A 16,160-nucleotide genomic window follows, 5' to 3' on the forward strand; every position below is an offset into this window, starting at 1 on the left:
TTCCGCCTCCATAGTGGAATTAGAAACAGTATATACCTTGTTTTTTTATGCCTCCAGTGATTATTGAGGTATTGATTGGTTTTTTTGTGGTGCTTAGACAAAATGAAGAGTGGTGCTAATAATGCATAACTCTTATAGGAAATAGCGTATTTGGATATTTCTAAACATTACCAATGCTTAATGAGTTCAATCGCGATTTTAGCTTTGTGTTTATGGCAAAATTTTCAGGTTTTGTTGTATAGGCTGTAGTCCATTAATAAGAATAATGATTCATCAGCCAATTGAAACTCCATAAAGATTAACTTCACTTCCACCTTCGCAATAATAGACTATAAAATGTACAAGTTAATGCTTGTGGGTTATAAATTCACCCTTACGGTGTCAAAAAAACACCTTATGTATAAACCTTTATTTTTTATTCTCCATTATTATTTAGGATTTTTATTATGAAGGTTTCTGGCACGAAGATTGATATTTAGGAAGAACAACTTATTAGATCAAAGGACGAAACATGGCGTTATTGAGATACGCAAACTTAGGAATTAACAAGCCAGGCATCCTGCTTAGTAAAGCAGTGAGTGGTCTTGGTGACTTTTATAAGTACCTAGACACCACTCGAAAATACCTAGAAAGTACGAAGGCTGTTAAAGCGATAGGTTGGGAAAAGCTAGACGATGCTCAAAGTGGAGTGTGGGTACAATTAGTTGAGCCTGCCGATAACTGCGGTGATTTCGAAAAGAACTTAAAGCTCTTTTTAGATGAAAGTACCGGCACGGTATACGAAGCAAGCCCCGCTAGATGGAAAGCCGTGGGTAGTGCCGCTAGAGAATGCCCAAATTGTAGAAGTCACGGTAAACCTAAAATGGCTTATACAACTGAGGAGCACGCGGACGAAATTGCGAGTGAATTAGGCAATGGGCTGTCGTCGTATGAGTGTCCAGACGGTTATGGTTGGCATTTGACTGGGAAATCACAAAGCAATGTTGGATTCAATAAATCCAACGCAATTTCAGTCCTGGACAGAAATGTAGAGAATGACAGCTTGTTATTGGATCGTTTACCTGACCACGACTATTTGGTTATTCGTCCAAACACATACCAGTTAAAGTGTCAGATTAATGCATTACAAAGCTTACAAGACACCCCTTCTATTCACCATCTTCCGCTATTGAGGCTGTTTGAAGGTAAGGATTATGCTAAGTGGCCGAATGTTCCTTATGATGAGCACTTATTTAACGATGACTACTACGTTCTTACCGATGGTGAAAGAGAGGGAACATCTCAGCAGCGTGAGTTTGTAAATATTGCACTCAATACACCAGACTTTGCCTTCCTTGAAGGTCCCCCAGGATCTGGCAAAACTACAGCTATTTGCGAACTGATTCTTCAATTCATAAAGCGAGGTAAGCGGATCTTACTTTGTGCATCAACACACGTTGCTGTTGACAATGTTCTTGAACGAATGATGTCTGAGGAAAATATTTATCGCGACATGGTGTTACCTGTAAGGATTGGAGATAAATCAAGCGTCTCTCAAAAGGCAAAGCCATGGCAATTGGAAGAGTTTGTTAAAACTGAACGCACAAGATTGCTAAAACATCTTCAGCAACAACCTCACATTTCAGTTAGTCAGAAGTTACTTAAAAGTAAGGTCGGTGAAGGTAAATATATTGTTGAACGTCTTGTTCTTGAAGCGGCGAATTTAGTTTGCGGGACAACTATTGGTTTGCTTCAGCATCCTGATATCAAAAATAAACAATCAACATCGCCAATCTTCGATGTGATGATTATTGATGAAGCATCAAAAACAACTTTTCAAGAGTTTTTGGTGCCAGCGGTACTTGCCAAGCGTTGGATCATGGTGGGAGACCCAAAACAGCTTTCGCCTTATGTTGATGATGGAGCTACCGAAGTAAATTTACAGCCATGTTTACAGGATAGTTATCAGCGAGAAGCATGCGCAGATATTTTCTCTGCTCGACAAATTAATATTCAGAAACGAGAAGTATCCTTGGTTTGCACTGACGATGAAAAGACAATTGAATTTTACCATCAGCAAGCAAAGGCCAAAAATGTATTGGTTGCATCATCTAAAGGGACGAAGACAGATCTACCTTACGCATCAGTAGTCCTTGGTTCGTCAGCATTCATCGCTCAAAATGCTGATCACCTTCCTCTAGATTTGACGACCATAAGGGGGCTACCTGCGTTACCGAAAAAGTTAGAAATGCGACTTGCAGCGCATTCGAGATTAACTCGTACAAAAATCAAGACCGGGTCCGATAGCTGGGAATCTCAGTTAGCGTGGCGACTGGCTCGTATGTACGAACAGCGCCTAAATACAGAATCTAACGGAAGTTCCAAAACTGCTAACAAGTTAGAGGACGATATCAAAGCGCTATTACCATTTGACTCAGAAAAAGATACGTTCACTGCAATAGACAGGGTACGTAGGATCGCATTGCCTTCAATTCTTGAATCGCTGCAAGTTGGATTTGAACGAACAGAGTATCAGAAACAAGGCACCGCTCTATCTGATGGACTCCCTTACAGTGTTTTGAATCAACGACAAATACGGCTTAGTTTCCAGCATAGAATGCATCCAGATATCGCTGAGTTTTCCCGAGTACACATATACCATGAAAAAGCACTGCAAAGCCCTGATGGCCAGGCTGAAAAACGAGACTGGGGTTACCGAAAGGGCTCACATCGTTGTATATGGCACGATGTTAAAGGTCGAAAAGGCAAACAAGGTGAAATTACCGCTGAAGTAGAAGAAATATTAAAAGAATTAAAGCGCTTTGATTCTTGGGCAAAATCGAACCCTAATGTTGAGAAAAACCATCAAAAGCCATGGGAAGTTGCTGTTTTAGCTTTCTATCGGGCGCAAGAGCGAGCTATACGTCAAGCTTTACGAAAGTGGACGGAGATTCATCACGGAGTAAGGCATTTCTATCGAGGTGAAAAAACCTCACCGTATATTGATATTCAGATATGTACCGTGGATCGATTTCAGGGGCATGAGGCTGACTTTGTCATGCTTAGTTTCGCAAATAATCATCCCACGAGTTTTCTCGAAAGCCCAAATCGCTTGAATGTGGCAATTACGAGGGCAAAGCATCAGCTCATTGTGTACGGAAACCGTTCTGCAATGCAAAAGGCATCGGGTGTGTTAGGTACTTTTGCTAGCAATTCATACTGGTCTACAACCATTAAGACTGAATCACAGGAGGCACTATGAGCCAGGACATCATACTAAAACGAGAAATTAAGACTGAAACTTGGCTCATTCAGGGTGAAATCGCACTGGCTGATAGCCGTCCAGAAATTAACTGCGTGCTGCAATTCCTTCATGACTATCCGAATGCGAGTTCAGCTGAGTGCTCCGAGCATTTATTTGGGGACAAAATCGGACGTCGTGTCGTTGCTGATAGGTTACTAAACATATGTCGGTTATATGGGCTTGCTGAGTCTAATCGAGACCAATACAGGCTCACTGAATCAGGACTGTTTGCTCTTGAGAAAGATCAAATCCTAGTGCCAGAAGATGGGTGTTGGAGCCTTTGCGTTTGTCATGAGCCTTTATTGCCTCATCCACTTTTTACTATTGAAGCGCACACAGAGCCTAGTGCAGCGTCGATCGGACTTGGAAAAAACAGAAACGAGCTAAATGAAAGAGCAAAGCGACTCGTTGAGGTTCCTCAACGAGTCAAAGACATTCGTGGCCTGAAGGTTGAACCAATAGGCGGAGATTCGGAAGTTCGCGTTGACAAAATTGAACTCAAAGGTGAGCGCATCTCACCTCAAGGAAAACCGTATTACATCGAGTGGAATGTGACTGATGGCAATGTTGATGTGAAGCGCGGAAAGGATCTTATATTTTCACGTCGGGTTGAACCAATCAGTCGTCAGCAAGTTTTGAAAGTACTTCTGCATAGTGAGGGCTTGCTTGAACAATGGGATGAGCAAACGGAAATCTTGTCAGTGGTTTTCGAAAATACTACTGAATCTGAGCGAATCAATATGAAGCGCTCGGTAAGTGTAAAAAGGCCATCTGTTCACAAGTTGGGCTCGTTTGATGCGATGAAGTTATACAATATTTCTATATCAGCATTGACTGAATTGGATGCTAGAAAGTGGGCTGAATGGAGATTAGAGAAAAATATCAATATATATGCCACTAATAGCAAATACCAAATTTGGAGAGAGAAAGCACTCGAACCTTTTAGAGATTGGAATTTTACACTACCTGATAGGGCTGAACTGGCAAATCAGTTTTGGATTGAAGAATACCAGCAAAATCAGCATACCTGGCATGTCATTGCAGCCCATGATTGGAACCTATAAGGAATAATAGTGATGAATCTAATTGAAAAGTTTACTAAGACTGAAACTAAGATTGTTGATCAATCAAATACCAAGTTGCCCCCTGTGCTTTTGCCTGTTTTACCTAAACAGGTATCTGATCCGCAACCTATTAATAGCTCTTTGTTCTGCAATGAGCTTCAATCAAGAGTTGTCGAATTAATCGATAATGCTGAGCACTCGGTTATTCTTAGTACGTTTTTGCTTGCTGATGAGAGTGTCGAATCTGCTGTCTTAAAAGCTGCAAAGCGCAAAGTTCGTGTGTACATATTATTGGCATGTGAGACTCGTCTTGATGGCGATGTGCCTGACGATGACTTTGGTAAGAAGTGTCTTGTGCAGCATAAGGAAATGTTAAACAAATTGTCTGGACATGTTCACTTTGCATCGGCGCCGCATTTCCACGCAAAAGCCGTTGTTATAGACGCATTACATGAAACTGGTAATGCTAAAGGGTTGCTTTTAACGGCAAACCTTACAGAAGAAGCACTTTTACGAAATGAAGAGCTGGGGGTCTCGCTTTCACGCGATCAAATAGCTGATATCGTGAAAGTGTTCCGTTGGGCAATCTTCGAGAGTGCGCAGCACCATATGACAAGTCGTGGTGAATTCTCAGCATACAAGTCTCCGGGTAATGTTGGATATCCAAGAGGATTAACTGAAATACTGGTCACATCTAGTGAGGACGCTTTAATTAGGGAACATGCATTAGCGTTGATCAATAAAGCGGATAAAGAACTCATCATATCGAGTTTTGGGTGGCAAGAAGACCATCAGCTTGTAAAAGCAATATGTGAGCGTGCGAAATTGGGAGTAAAAGTCACCGTTCTATCCCGCCAAAGACCCGCAGCCATGCCAGCGCTATTGGCTATGAAGCAGGCTGGTGTATCTGTGATGTGTTTTAAATGGCTGCATGCCAAAGCGATTGTTGTGGATGGAACGCATGGCATGGTGATGTCGGCAAATTTTCAAACGCATGGTATGGATCAAGGCTTTGAATTAGGTGTGAAACTTAACGGTACTCAGGTAATAGAGCTGATGAACTGCTTAGAAGTGTTTTTAACTAATAGCCACAATGAATTGCACATGGATATGAGTCTAGGGATGACTTCTGGTGGTTTTGAAGCTTGGGAAAATAATATATTTAAGAGGTACTCAGTCAGCGAAGTAGACATTGTTGAGTTATCTCCCATAAAAGCAGATTGTTTGTCTGATATGGATAAGCACCCAAAAATACCCAATGCAAACTGGCGGGAAAAAACCTCGCACAAGATTGAGTATAAATGGCGTATAGAGCCGCCAGTTATCACTAACGCCAGTCCAGAGTATTTCAAACCTTTATCGGCTAAGGATGAAACTTCTAAGAAGCAGGAGTCAGGATCGCCTAGAGAAAGTTATGAGCCAAAGGTTGTTCGACTGACAAAAAAACAGTTAGCTATTACGGTTAGTCAAGAATCCGAACTTGCCATGGCAACAAGGCTGAAGCAAAGTGAATTGCCAAACGCCAGAATTGTATTGGAGGCGTAACCGTGGATTTTAAAAACACGCTGCTTTGTTGGCATTCAAAAAGAGCTGGTGTTGAGGTATTAGATGAGGCGTTAAAGCGGTTTAAGAATCGTAAAGTGCATATTGATAAAGTAATCGTGCTTACTCAGTCAGCAGGAGATAGTAGTCTGTACAAAGATCACGAATTTGGCGATTTACAGATTAGCTTTCGAACTGTCGGTCTTGAGAACCCAGCTGATCACAACGAAATTTATCACATAATAGAATCTGAGATTATTCCAGAGCTAAAGCTTGAACAGCATCTTCATATCAATGTATCGCCGGGAACTCCGGCGATGCATGCGGTTTGGTTGATTCTTCATGCTCGGGGGCATTTCCCACGCGAAACAATCCTCTGGTCATCACAATATAACCCCGATACCAAAAGAACCAGCATTGCCAAAGTTGACTTCAGTATAAACACGTATCTGGCAGAGATCTCTGCTATTTCAAGCTCAGAGGGCGGTTACGCCCTTTACGATTTAGACCCTAAATCAAAACCAAGGCAAGATGCATTACAAACGTTAAAGCAGTTCTCTTGCGTCCCCACAGCTCCGTTACTTGTATTGGGTGAACGAGGTACAGGAAAAACGAGGTTAATTGAAACCGTTGTCGGTAAGGTGAAGCAAAAGCAGGTAGTTACGCTTGCATGTGGAGGGTTAGATTCTCAAGTTGTTGATAGTATGTTGTTTGGCCACGTAAAAGGTGCGTTCACTGGGGCGGAAAAGGATCGCAATGGGCTTTTGAAAGAAGCAAATGGAAAAGTATTGTTCTTGGATGAGATACAAGATTTACCAACTTCGGTTCAACGAAAGTTGGTTCGAGTGCTTCAAGATAACCATCACAGTTTTCGCCCTGTTGGAAGTGACATTGAGGAAGTATCTGACTTCGAGCTAGTTTGTGCGAGCAATAAATCACTTGAGCAATTGGCAACGATACTCGATGCTGATTTCTTTGATCGTGTATCCATGCTCACAATAACAATACCTCCACTTCGTGCATGCAGAGAAGATATTTTGTCGGATTGGCAAAGAATCTGGCAGGAAGTTAATGTTAACCCCAATCTGCCTGCGGAAGCTCCAGTGTCAAATCAATTAATCCAGTTTTTTAACTCGGCATATTTACCAGGTAACTTACGTGACCTAAAAAAGCTAGCGTACATGTCTTGTGCGTTTTTGAGCTCCCAAACTATAGAGTCGGCAATCTCTAGCTCATTAGCTTCGTTGGACGAGCCTGTTCTCCAGGGGGATAGTCCTGACACAAGGTTTGCATTTGGTGACTTATCCAAGACAACTAAGGATGAGTTAACGAAAGCGTTTCATAAGGAATTTGCCACAGCCGCCAAAAAGCAATTCGGAACATGGGTTAAAGCAGGAGAAGTATTAAAGGTGGATCAAAAAACCCTACAAAAGTATATGAGGGAGTCTTAATTTTGGTTACTGTTGCCTTCCTATGTTCTTGTTCAAGAAGGATGTGGCATTAAAGTTTTGATATATAATATGTTATTAAATCAGTGTTCGCTATTGCGATCACCGATTTAGGGGGTAGGCTAAAAAGCAAATGGCTTGAACCGAAATAACGGATCTGAATACTCCGATATATGCAATAATAAAGACAAGTAAACAACAATAAGGCTGATAATATGACTTTTATGTATTTTATAGCTGCTTTTGCTCTGATTGGTTTAGCGGCTTATTACAATGTTGATAGGATTGAAGAATGGGGTGAAAAACACCTTGGAATAAAAAAGAGACTAAGAAATAAAACTTGTTGTGTATTAAGTCGCGACTGACAACTCAATGCTTGTTACTAACTTTTAAATATGGCGATTACTTACATTGAAAAGTGCTTTTGATATTATCATAATGAAAATCTTCAAATGCCACTTAACCCGTGAAGCCAGATAACTGCCCGGTAATACGAATAGTACATTCTGTAAGTCGGCTTCAGTTAACCACGAACTGTATATACGAGTGATTTCTTGCTCACCGAAGTTAAATCAATAGAGCTTACAATCAGTACGTTTACTTTGGTATAAGCTCTAGTCCATAAAGATACCTTGCCCCTGAGATGTTAAGCCTCAATCACATCATCATCTTTCTCTGTTAAATACGTTTTTATTGTTCTTTACCGTAAAGATTCTTTCTTAGGGATATCAGTTAATTCTAATGAGTTTGAAATTTTCAAATTCAAAGGTTAGTTGTGAATTTAAAGCTGAGAATTTAACAGTTACAAACAGGTAACTACTGACAATTTATCAGGCAAAATCTCATTGCCACTGACAATTGATCAGATCGGGCTTCCGTTAATAGAACTAAAGGTTTGTTATCTGGTAAGGGTTTGTTAATAAAAATAAGTATAGGTGTGAACAGGCGAGAGTATAAGCGTTGATCTACCAAGTACTGACAATTTATCAGGGAGGGATGCTCCAAAATATGCAAATAATTTAAGACAGGGCATTTATTTGGAATGAACTTGCTGTTCTGTTGTAAACATTCCTTTTTTAGTGACACTCAAAATTAGAGTTTTCTCATTGTTGTGATTTGACCAAGTATTCCCATGGAGTTAAATCATCCAATAGATTAAAAGTACGAAAACGTCGACCGCACATTAATGAATCACTCATAAAATCCATAGACCAGCACACATTAGCTTTTTCTGGTACGCAGAGTGGTGCAGGGTTTCTGTTTGGTAATCGCTTCTTACCTCGGCGACGCATATTTAGGTTTAATAAACGATACACTCGATGCACACGTTTATGATTCCATTTATACTGCCAACGTCTTAACGTTTTTAATAATTTGCTGAAACCATAAGCAGGATATCGCTCTACAGCCTTTTGAAGCACTCTAATAACCTCATCGTCACGATGAGGGTCTGGTTGATATCGATAAACTGAGTCGTTAAAGCCAACAACTCGGCAAGCCCTGCGTAAGCTAACATTATGTGCTTTTCGCACATAATCAACGAGCTCACGGCGAACCGATGGCTTTACAGCTTTTTTTCAATAACGTCTTTGAGAATAGAGTGATCTAAACTCAAATCAGCATATATTTGTTTTAACCTACGGTTCTCTTCTTCAAGCTCTTTTAGGCGTTTAATATCTGAACTTTCCATGCCACCGTATTTTGACTTCCAATTATAATAAGTGGCGTCAGCAATGCCGTATTCGCGGCAAACATCCGATACTTTCCGACCCTATTCCACTTCTTTTAAAATCTTAACGATTTGTGATTCTGTATAACGTGATTTTTTCATAATCGCTCTCCGTTTAACTTAGTTTAAAAGCGAGAACTCTAAATGGAAATGCACCTATTTTAGGGGAGGTTTACACTAATAAGCTCTCTCAAATTAGTCTGAAAATACCGTATTTTTTCTAAGGCAAAGTTATCAGGTAGGACAAGAGGGCATAATAAAAATAAATGTACGACGTTTATCACCTTCGTAAAAAGAAGTATTTTATAACCATCTGTTTTAAATGGGCTTTGTGCTAAGTTTATTTTCATTTGTATTGATAGATGAAATTTCCTTGGGTAAATGAGGAAAGATCCCAACTAACTTATTGATTGGTAGTAAAAGAGTATAACTCCAGCAAGTTTAGATAGTTAGAAAAAGACTATTGATGTCAATAATCCAGTATTTTGAACCGTTCACTACAAGCAGTTATGAACGTCTATATAACTGGTTAACACTTCATTTTGTGTTCCTGGTAGAACAATATGTGTTCAATGAAGAGGTAGTGAATGGCTGCAAGTAATCAATTCAAGGCTAAATTGGTATCAGATATGCCTCAGGCATATATCGACAAGTATGTTCCTAGGGACGGATATCCAATCACTCAAAAGAACAAAGCAAAAATAATTTGGGTGTGTCAATGTTGCAATAGCCCTTTTAATTGCAGCTTTGATAATTTAACCAATATTCCTAACCCAGATTCGCCCCCTGAGCGATGCCCAATTTGTCGTATTGCTCAACGGCTCTGTGCGCGCTTCGTTCAAACTCAGCATGCGGCTAATTGGGAGATATTGAGTCATAAGGAGGATGAAACTAACGAACCGGATGCTAAGGGTCGCGCACCGATTTATCTTTTGCGGCATTTAGCTTGTGGTGAAAGCAAACGCATAAAACACAGTTCAATAAAAGCTCTTCTGGCACCATCGCAATCCGTTAATGGCACTAGTTTACTCGATTGCGAATTTTGCGCGGCTAAAGCTGCAGAGTGCAAGGCAGAGCCACTGAAACTCGAGTCTGGTCGAATTGCAGCTGAACTGGAGGCGCTTTCACGCGAGATTTGGGGGCAAAGAGCATCTGTGCGCCCATCCAGTGAGCAAGGGCAATTCCATATCACGGTGAATGCAATTGAGGGGGAGCGTCTTGATCGCATTGCTTATACCAATGTCGTTGTGCCCATGGGAAGGTTAAAAGGGCCACTCAATGACTTGATGAGTGAGGCTCAGCTAAGATCTCTTATCAAGGACGATTTACGTATGAAGGAACTCGTTGCTGAAGTTGCGGAGGACGCATCTAACTTTGGTGCACTTTTGAAGTACGTTGCCTATCAGGGGCGCGAAAGTCAACGATACAAGGGAAGCGGAGATTTTGATGGATTACCAGCGAAGAGCGGGCTCTACTTTTGTTATATAAAAGCTACCGGGCATCTGTCTAACTGGCAAGCTTACCATCGCCTAAAAAAAACAAACTATACATTAACCACACAGAAGCGAAGCCAACTATTAACTTTAGTCGTGCTCAAGCATATGTTTCCAGCTGATGCTTCGGGTGAGGCATTTGAATGGCGTCAAGATGTGCGTGGTTTGATGGATGCGTTTGACCAAGGACTCAACGGCCGAGAAATCGACATTGTCAGTGAACCAATTTTATTACCAAATGGCCAATACAAACAAATTTGGGCTGAATATCAAGGCTTTCAAAGTCATAATGATTGTGAAGAAACAAAAAAGATAGATCGGCTAAAAAGAGAAGCTTGTTTTGACGCCGGGCAACCATTGCTAGTAGTTTCAAAAATGAAGGCACTAAGCGCAAAGCAGGCTATTCATGTGTGTAAAAAAGCGCTTGAGGATTGGGGAGCAAATCATCCTGATCTTGCCGACCAATTAAGGCTGCTTTACAGAACTCCAAAGATTGCCGATGTTGGGGATTATTTTTGTAATGCAGATCGCATACAGACACAAGAACTAACCCATCGATTGCATAAGGTTATGACGGATAATGGACGTTCCTTAGTCAGCGGGCAAGAGGGCCGACTATTTTTGCAATCTGGCACGATCAAATTCACTTGCCATCGTTGCGAGAAGGAAAGTGAAACTTCAGTTAAAAACATGTTATCGCTTGAGTTTCGGAAAACTGAAGGGTGCGAAAAGTGTCGTGGGATTACAACTCAAGTGCGTGCGGCAACAGTACGAGAAGAAAAATATCAACAGTTTTTGTCACCTGAACTGCGTGCAAAAATACACCCAGATATTTTGAAGCAGTTATTACAGGGGGCAATCAAAGAAAATATATTCTGTCCTCGCTGTGACAATATAAGCGAAACACCGTCGACGTTCACTCGTGTGATTGAGCGGCTTGAGGCAGAGAGTGGCTTTATTTGTGGTTATTGTCTGACTAGGATTGAGCCTAACACGCCACGAATATTACCCGGTAACTTTATTTCAGAACAAAACGTCTTGACCAGCGCACGTCAATGGCAGCGGACAATTAGGGAAATCATTACCTTAGTGGGGTGGGGTGAGCCAGACCACTGGTATCAGTTTGTAAGGCACGATAGGGAAAATACCAAAAGCTCAAACTTGCTTCTAGAGTTAACGTGTGAACACGGTCATGTGCAGATAGACAGTTTTGAAGGTTGGCGCCGGCGTGCCAAAGCAATAGCAATCGGCCATCATAGAAGTGCTTGTCGTGTTTGCAGTCCGGAAACACAAACAAGCGCTGAATATAAAGCTCAGATTTCACGAGATAGTAGAATAGAACGGTTTCGTACTATCCACCCTCAATTCAAGATAATTTTTGCCTCTAACAATGAGCTGACAGTGAACTGCGGGCAAACAAGTCAAATTGGGCGTTTCCAAATTCCACACCCAGATTTTTTGGTTTATGAAACCAAGATCAACAATTACTTGGAGCAATACGCCAAGCATGGTCGATGTCGATGTTTAATATGTGCTGCAGCACAGGGAGGAAAACTACCTGATACCGAAAAAAATCTAGCCAGCTTGGATGCTCGACTTAAATTACGCGCTGCTTGGGTAGCCGATTTCTTAGGCTATTCCTCTATTGATTCAGCGCGAGCCTATGCGAGTACCGATGTGCCACCAACTGTGAAAATAAAAAGTGGAGAGAAGATTTATTTCCAGTGCCACAATCCAGAACACAAACCGGTGTTCACCGGAGCAGGTAACTTCTTCAATCCGAAACGATTGGGATATTGTCCTAAGTGCATGAAAGAAGTGAAAGCTAAACTAAAATTTGATGGCGTAAGTCAAGAGCCAAAAACGTGGGAGTCGTTCTGTTCTCGACTTTCATACTACTGCACTCATGAGGGGAGAGAGGGTATAGCTCCATACTAGCAATGTTAGTTGAGGCGTTTGAAGAAGCTCATTATTCAATCGTTCTGCCTGATCCAATCGAAGCGCTTACGTTTAGTATGGAGCAGCAAGACTTAGAAGATAAAGACCTTGTACCGTTCGTTGACCAACGTAGCCGTGTTAAAGAATATCAATTGGTTAAGTAAGTAAAATATCATCAAGCTTTAGGGTAAAGTTGCGAAAAATTGTATTTGTAGTGCAGAGGCGATCACCGAGCATAAAGGTAGCAAAAATTTAGCTTGCTGCGTTGAGTGCACTCATTAAACCAAAGAGACATTTGTCGAACGAATCCGCGTGGTTCTTAAACCTTAAACAAAAATCAGGGTGCTAATTGTCATTAACTTCATGTTTCCAATAACAATAAGGTGGAGTAAAGTACTCATCTGCCTCTAAGGTTAATGAAATTTTCCTATGTCTGAAAATCTCCTTGTCACTATCGACCGTTATAGTAAGAAAAATCACACTTAAAGTTATAACTATAAACCAGGGCTATAACAGTAATCGGGATATTTGAAAGTCAATCAGTTGATTTAAATTTACGTCTGACGATGTGAATGTAATCAATGTTAGCTATAAAAAATTTCGGTAGTATTTAGATAAGAACAACCTTGTTCTTCTTAAGATAGCCCATGTTTATGGTCATAGAGTACTAATTAGCCTGATTGTTAGTTGGCTGCCGGAAGTTTCTTTAGTGCGCTTGTGTTTTTCAAGATTAGTGAAGTTCAGCGTTAATGACAATACGTATAGATACTTTAAAAATTAACCCTCGTTATACGGATTTTATAGGTGATACATAAATGTCAGGATTAAAAGAATCATTAACGTCTATAGCTATAGAGTCATGGCGTTTCAGTAAGGTGTTTGAGCGAATGCTTGAAAAGATTGAACCACATGAAAAGGGTCGGTATTCGAACCAATACAAGTGGTTTCAAAAAAAACTTAACGAAAGCTTGAACCAAGCTAACTTGAGATTGGTAAATCTTGAAGGGCAAGTTTATGACATAGGTATGGCTGTAACAGCAATCAATATAGAAGATTTTGATGTAGAAGATGAACTAATCATTGAGCAAATGATAGAGCCTTTGATTATGAATGAGGATGGGATAGTTAAACCTGGTACTGTTATTTTAAGGAAAGCATGAGATGAAACATTTTATTGGAATTGATTTAGGTACGACTAACAGTGCAATAGCTTCTTTTGATGGTGTCAATACTAGAATCTGGAAAAGCCCAATACAAACAGATGTGACTCCATCGGCAATATATATTGATAGACGAGGTAGGAAACTAGTTGGACAAACAGCTTATGAACAGGCAGCTCGAAGTCCAGATAACGCAGCTGTTCTATTCAAGCGTTTGATGGGAACTAGTAATAACCTTCAATTTAAAGCTATGGGTGAGTCAAAAACACCCGTTGAATGTTCAGCAGAAGTTTTAAAAACACTATTCGGCTATTTGACTGAAGAAATCCGTGAAAATAAAGATACTGGTGTAGTAATTACAGTTCCAGCAGCATTCAATCAAATGCAGAAAGATGCGACGATGGAGTCAGCTTCTCTCGCAGGCTTTGATAATGTTGCATTGATGCAAGAACCAGTTGCCGCAGTAATGAGTGTAATGAAAAATAACTCATCAGATGGTGTGTTTCTTATCTACGATTTAGGTGGTGGTACATTAGATATAGCAATAGCGGAAAGTCATTCGGGTAAAGTGAATCTTTTATCACATGGTGGTATTGCTATGTGCGGCGGAAGAGATTTCGATAGGGAAATTTTAGATAACATTGTTCGTCCTTGGCTGCATGACACATTCGAATTACCTGATGATTTCGTTGCAAATCCTAACTATAAAACGCTAATTCGTATGGCAAACCATGCCGTAGAACGAGCTAAAATTGAGCTCTCTTCGCGAGAGGAATCGATAATATCTCTTACAGAAACAGAAGCGCGAACTAAGGATTTGTCTGGTGAAGAGATTTATATTGATATTGAGCTTACAAGAGATATGTTTAACACGCTTATTGAGAAAAGAGTTAATGCATCGATCGAAGCCGCAAGAGAGGCACTAAGTAAAGCTCACTTAACACCAGACTACATAAATAAAGTAGCATTTGTCGGTGGGCCAACTAACTATAAACCACTTAGAGATAAAGTATGCTTCGAGTTAGGTATCGAGGGAGACAATGATATTAATCCAATGACTGCTGTTGCTGAGGGAGCGAGCATATTTGCAGAGTCAATAGATTGGTCATCACAGGATAGATCAAGAAAAAGTTCGCGTGGTAAGCTGTCTTTAGAAGGAGGGGTAAATCTTTCATTTAATTTTCACGCAAGAACACCTAAGAATATGGCACGGGTGCTTGTACAACTTTCAGATTCTCAAGCTCAAGATGAATTAGAATTTCAAGTTGACTGTATACATACGGGTTGGACCTCTGGTTTACTCAAGTTGACACATGGTGCAGCAGTAAATTTACCATTAAATCAGATGGGTGATAATTTATTCAAAGTTTTTGTCTTTGATAACCAAGGGAAGTCAGTGGATATAGGGCAGGATGTTATAACTATAACTAAGACAGCCGCAAGTGTTGAGGCAATCCCTGCATCTCATACAATTTCTATTGAAGCACTTAATCAGCTTGGTGGTAGTTCTGGCTTAGTTCACTTGGTAAAAGCAGGTGATACATTACCAGTTAAAGGTAGCGCTAACTTTAAAGCAGCTGAATCTTTAAGAGCTGGGACAATAGCGAGTATTAACATTAAGTTATGGGAAGGAGATATCAAGGAACCAATTAGTGACAATCGTCCTATTGGTGTATTGAAAATTTCAGGTACAGACTTTGAGCAAGGAGTTATTCCTGCAGGTGCGGATATTGAATGTGAATATGAAATATTGGACTCAGGAGCAATAAAGTTGGAAGTGTCAGTCCCGAGTATTGGAAGTGTGTTTGATTCGGGGAAAAACTTTTACTCTCGACAAGAAGGCCAAGTAGATTATACATCTTCACTTGAACTTGTTAAAAGTGAAGGTGAATTATTAATTTCAAGGATTGAAGAACTAGAGACGGTTATTGATAGTGATGTACTCCAAACTGCAAAAAGCAAAGCTGAAGTAGCAAAAAATCTTGATGCAAACACTCAACAAGCAGAAGATACGCAAGAAGCGATGGAGCAGATTTACGAAGCTAAAAAACTATTGTCTAAGGCTCGTGATGCAAACTTACCTCAGATTAGGCAAGTTGAAATCAATGGGTTAGAAGGCTTTTACAATGATCATTTATACGCGCTAGCTTCAGAGTCAGATCGGTCTTTAATTAGCCGTTTATTTAGTACTGCACGAAATTCTTTATCAAGTCGTAATGGTGACTTTGAGAATATAATAGAAGAGATTCGAGGAAAAAACTTCAAAATTCTTTGGAATCAAGATTGGTTCGTTGTTGAGAAATTTAAGTCTATGGCTACTTCAGCTCACCTTTTCTCTGACAAAAATATGTTTGACCGTCTTGTAAGCGAAGGTGTAGATAGATTAGAGCATGATGATATCAATGGTGTTAGAGAGATTGTATTACAACTAAGTCAAATCCAAATAGGCATGATATCAGACAACGAAATTCTAGCAAATGCAAATATTGTTATGGGATGATAA

Annotated in this window: 9 protein-coding genes and 1 pseudogene; 9 read left to right on the forward strand and 1 reads right to left on the reverse strand. The window is 40.3% G+C overall.

What is annotated here, in order from left to right:
* The first annotated feature begins 511 nt into the window (after positions 1-511).
* From VRUMOI_RS18740 to VRUMOI_RS19340, 5 genes are all read left to right on the forward strand, one after another.
* Positions 512-3,241 (forward strand): DEAD/DEAH box helicase family protein, encoded by a 2,730-nt coding sequence (locus VRUMOI_RS18740; RefSeq protein ID WP_089138966.1) that lies wholly within the window; start codon positions 512-514, stop codon positions 3,239-3,241.
* The gene (locus VRUMOI_RS18745; RefSeq protein WP_089138967.1) at positions 3,238-4,347 is read left to right on the forward strand and encodes a hypothetical protein; all 1,110 of its coding nucleotides are present in this window, start codon (positions 3,238-3,240) and stop codon (positions 4,345-4,347) included. The genes VRUMOI_RS18740 and VRUMOI_RS18745 overlap by 4 nt, the downstream gene beginning before the upstream one ends.
* Before the next feature lie 12 nt (positions 4,348-4,359).
* Entirely contained in the window at positions 4,360-5,892 is a 1,533-nt protein-coding gene (locus VRUMOI_RS18750) for a phospholipase D-like domain-containing protein (protein ID WP_089138968.1), read from the forward strand.
* A 2-nt stretch (positions 5,893-5,894) separates the two neighbouring features.
* Positions 5,895-7,340 (forward strand): sigma-54-dependent transcriptional regulator, encoded by a 1,446-nt coding sequence (locus VRUMOI_RS18755; RefSeq protein WP_089138969.1) that lies wholly within the window; start codon positions 5,895-5,897, stop codon positions 7,338-7,340.
* A gap of 212 nt (positions 7,341-7,552) precedes the next feature.
* Positions 7,553-7,702, forward strand: coding sequence for a hypothetical protein (locus tag VRUMOI_RS19340; protein ID WP_162598465.1), 150 nt, complete (start codon positions 7,553-7,555; stop codon positions 7,700-7,702).
* A gap of 777 nt (positions 7,703-8,479) precedes the next feature.
* Here VRUMOI_RS19340 and VRUMOI_RS18760 read toward each other — a convergent pair.
* Positions 8,480-9,168: pseudogene (locus VRUMOI_RS18760) on the reverse strand (transposase); the annotation flags it as partial.
* 485 nt (positions 9,169-9,653) lie between these two features.
* Here VRUMOI_RS18760 and VRUMOI_RS18770 point away from each other — a divergent pair.
* The 4 genes from VRUMOI_RS18770 (at position 9,654) to VRUMOI_RS18785 (ending at position 16,157) form a co-directional block, all read left to right on the forward strand.
* Positions 9,654-12,497, forward strand: a complete 2,844-nt coding sequence (locus tag VRUMOI_RS18770) for a hypothetical protein (RefSeq protein ID WP_089138971.1) — start codon at positions 9,654-9,656, stop codon at positions 12,495-12,497.
* Positions 12,498-12,499: 2 nt separating this feature from the next.
* The gene (locus VRUMOI_RS18775; RefSeq protein ID WP_331813027.1) at positions 12,500-12,661 is read left to right on the forward strand and encodes a hypothetical protein; all 162 of its coding nucleotides are present in this window, start codon (positions 12,500-12,502) and stop codon (positions 12,659-12,661) included.
* A gap of 651 nt (positions 12,662-13,312) precedes the next feature.
* Positions 13,313-13,657 (forward strand): hypothetical protein, encoded by a 345-nt coding sequence (locus VRUMOI_RS18780; RefSeq protein ID WP_089138972.1) that lies wholly within the window; start codon positions 13,313-13,315, stop codon positions 13,655-13,657.
* A gap of 1 nt (position 13,658) precedes the next feature.
* Positions 13,659-16,157 (forward strand): Hsp70 family protein, encoded by a 2,499-nt coding sequence (locus VRUMOI_RS18785; protein WP_089138973.1) that lies wholly within the window; start codon positions 13,659-13,661, stop codon positions 16,155-16,157.
* The last annotated feature ends 3 nt before the right edge of the window (positions 16,158-16,160 follow it).

Origin of the sequence: Vibrio rumoiensis, from assembly GCF_002218045.2 — a bacterium.
Classification (GTDB): Bacteria; Pseudomonadota; Gammaproteobacteria; order Enterobacterales; family Vibrionaceae; genus Vibrio; species Vibrio rumoiensis.

Excerpts from the sequence above, each read along its gene's own strand:
- VRUMOI_RS18740 (WP_089138966.1), top strand. The coding sequence starts at position 512 with ATGGCGTTATTGAGATACGCAAACTTAGGAATTAACAAGCCAGGCATC.
- VRUMOI_RS18745 (WP_089138967.1), top strand. The coding sequence starts at position 3,238 with ATGAGCCAGGACATCATACTAAAACGAGAAATTAAGACTGAAACTTGG.
- VRUMOI_RS18750 (WP_089138968.1), top strand. The coding sequence starts at position 4,360 with ATGAATCTAATTGAAAAGTTTACTAAGACTGAAACTAAGATTGTTGAT.
- VRUMOI_RS19340 (WP_162598465.1), top strand. The coding sequence starts at position 7,553 with ATGACTTTTATGTATTTTATAGCTGCTTTTGCTCTGATTGGTTTAGCG.
- VRUMOI_RS18770 (WP_089138971.1), top strand. The coding sequence starts at position 9,654 with ATGGCTGCAAGTAATCAATTCAAGGCTAAATTGGTATCAGATATGCCT.
- VRUMOI_RS18775 (WP_331813027.1), top strand. The coding sequence starts at position 12,500 with ATGTTAGTTGAGGCGTTTGAAGAAGCTCATTATTCAATCGTTCTGCCT.
- VRUMOI_RS18780 (WP_089138972.1), top strand. The coding sequence starts at position 13,313 with ATGTCAGGATTAAAAGAATCATTAACGTCTATAGCTATAGAGTCATGG.
- VRUMOI_RS18785 (WP_089138973.1), top strand. The coding sequence starts at position 13,659 with ATGAAACATTTTATTGGAATTGATTTAGGTACGACTAACAGTGCAATA.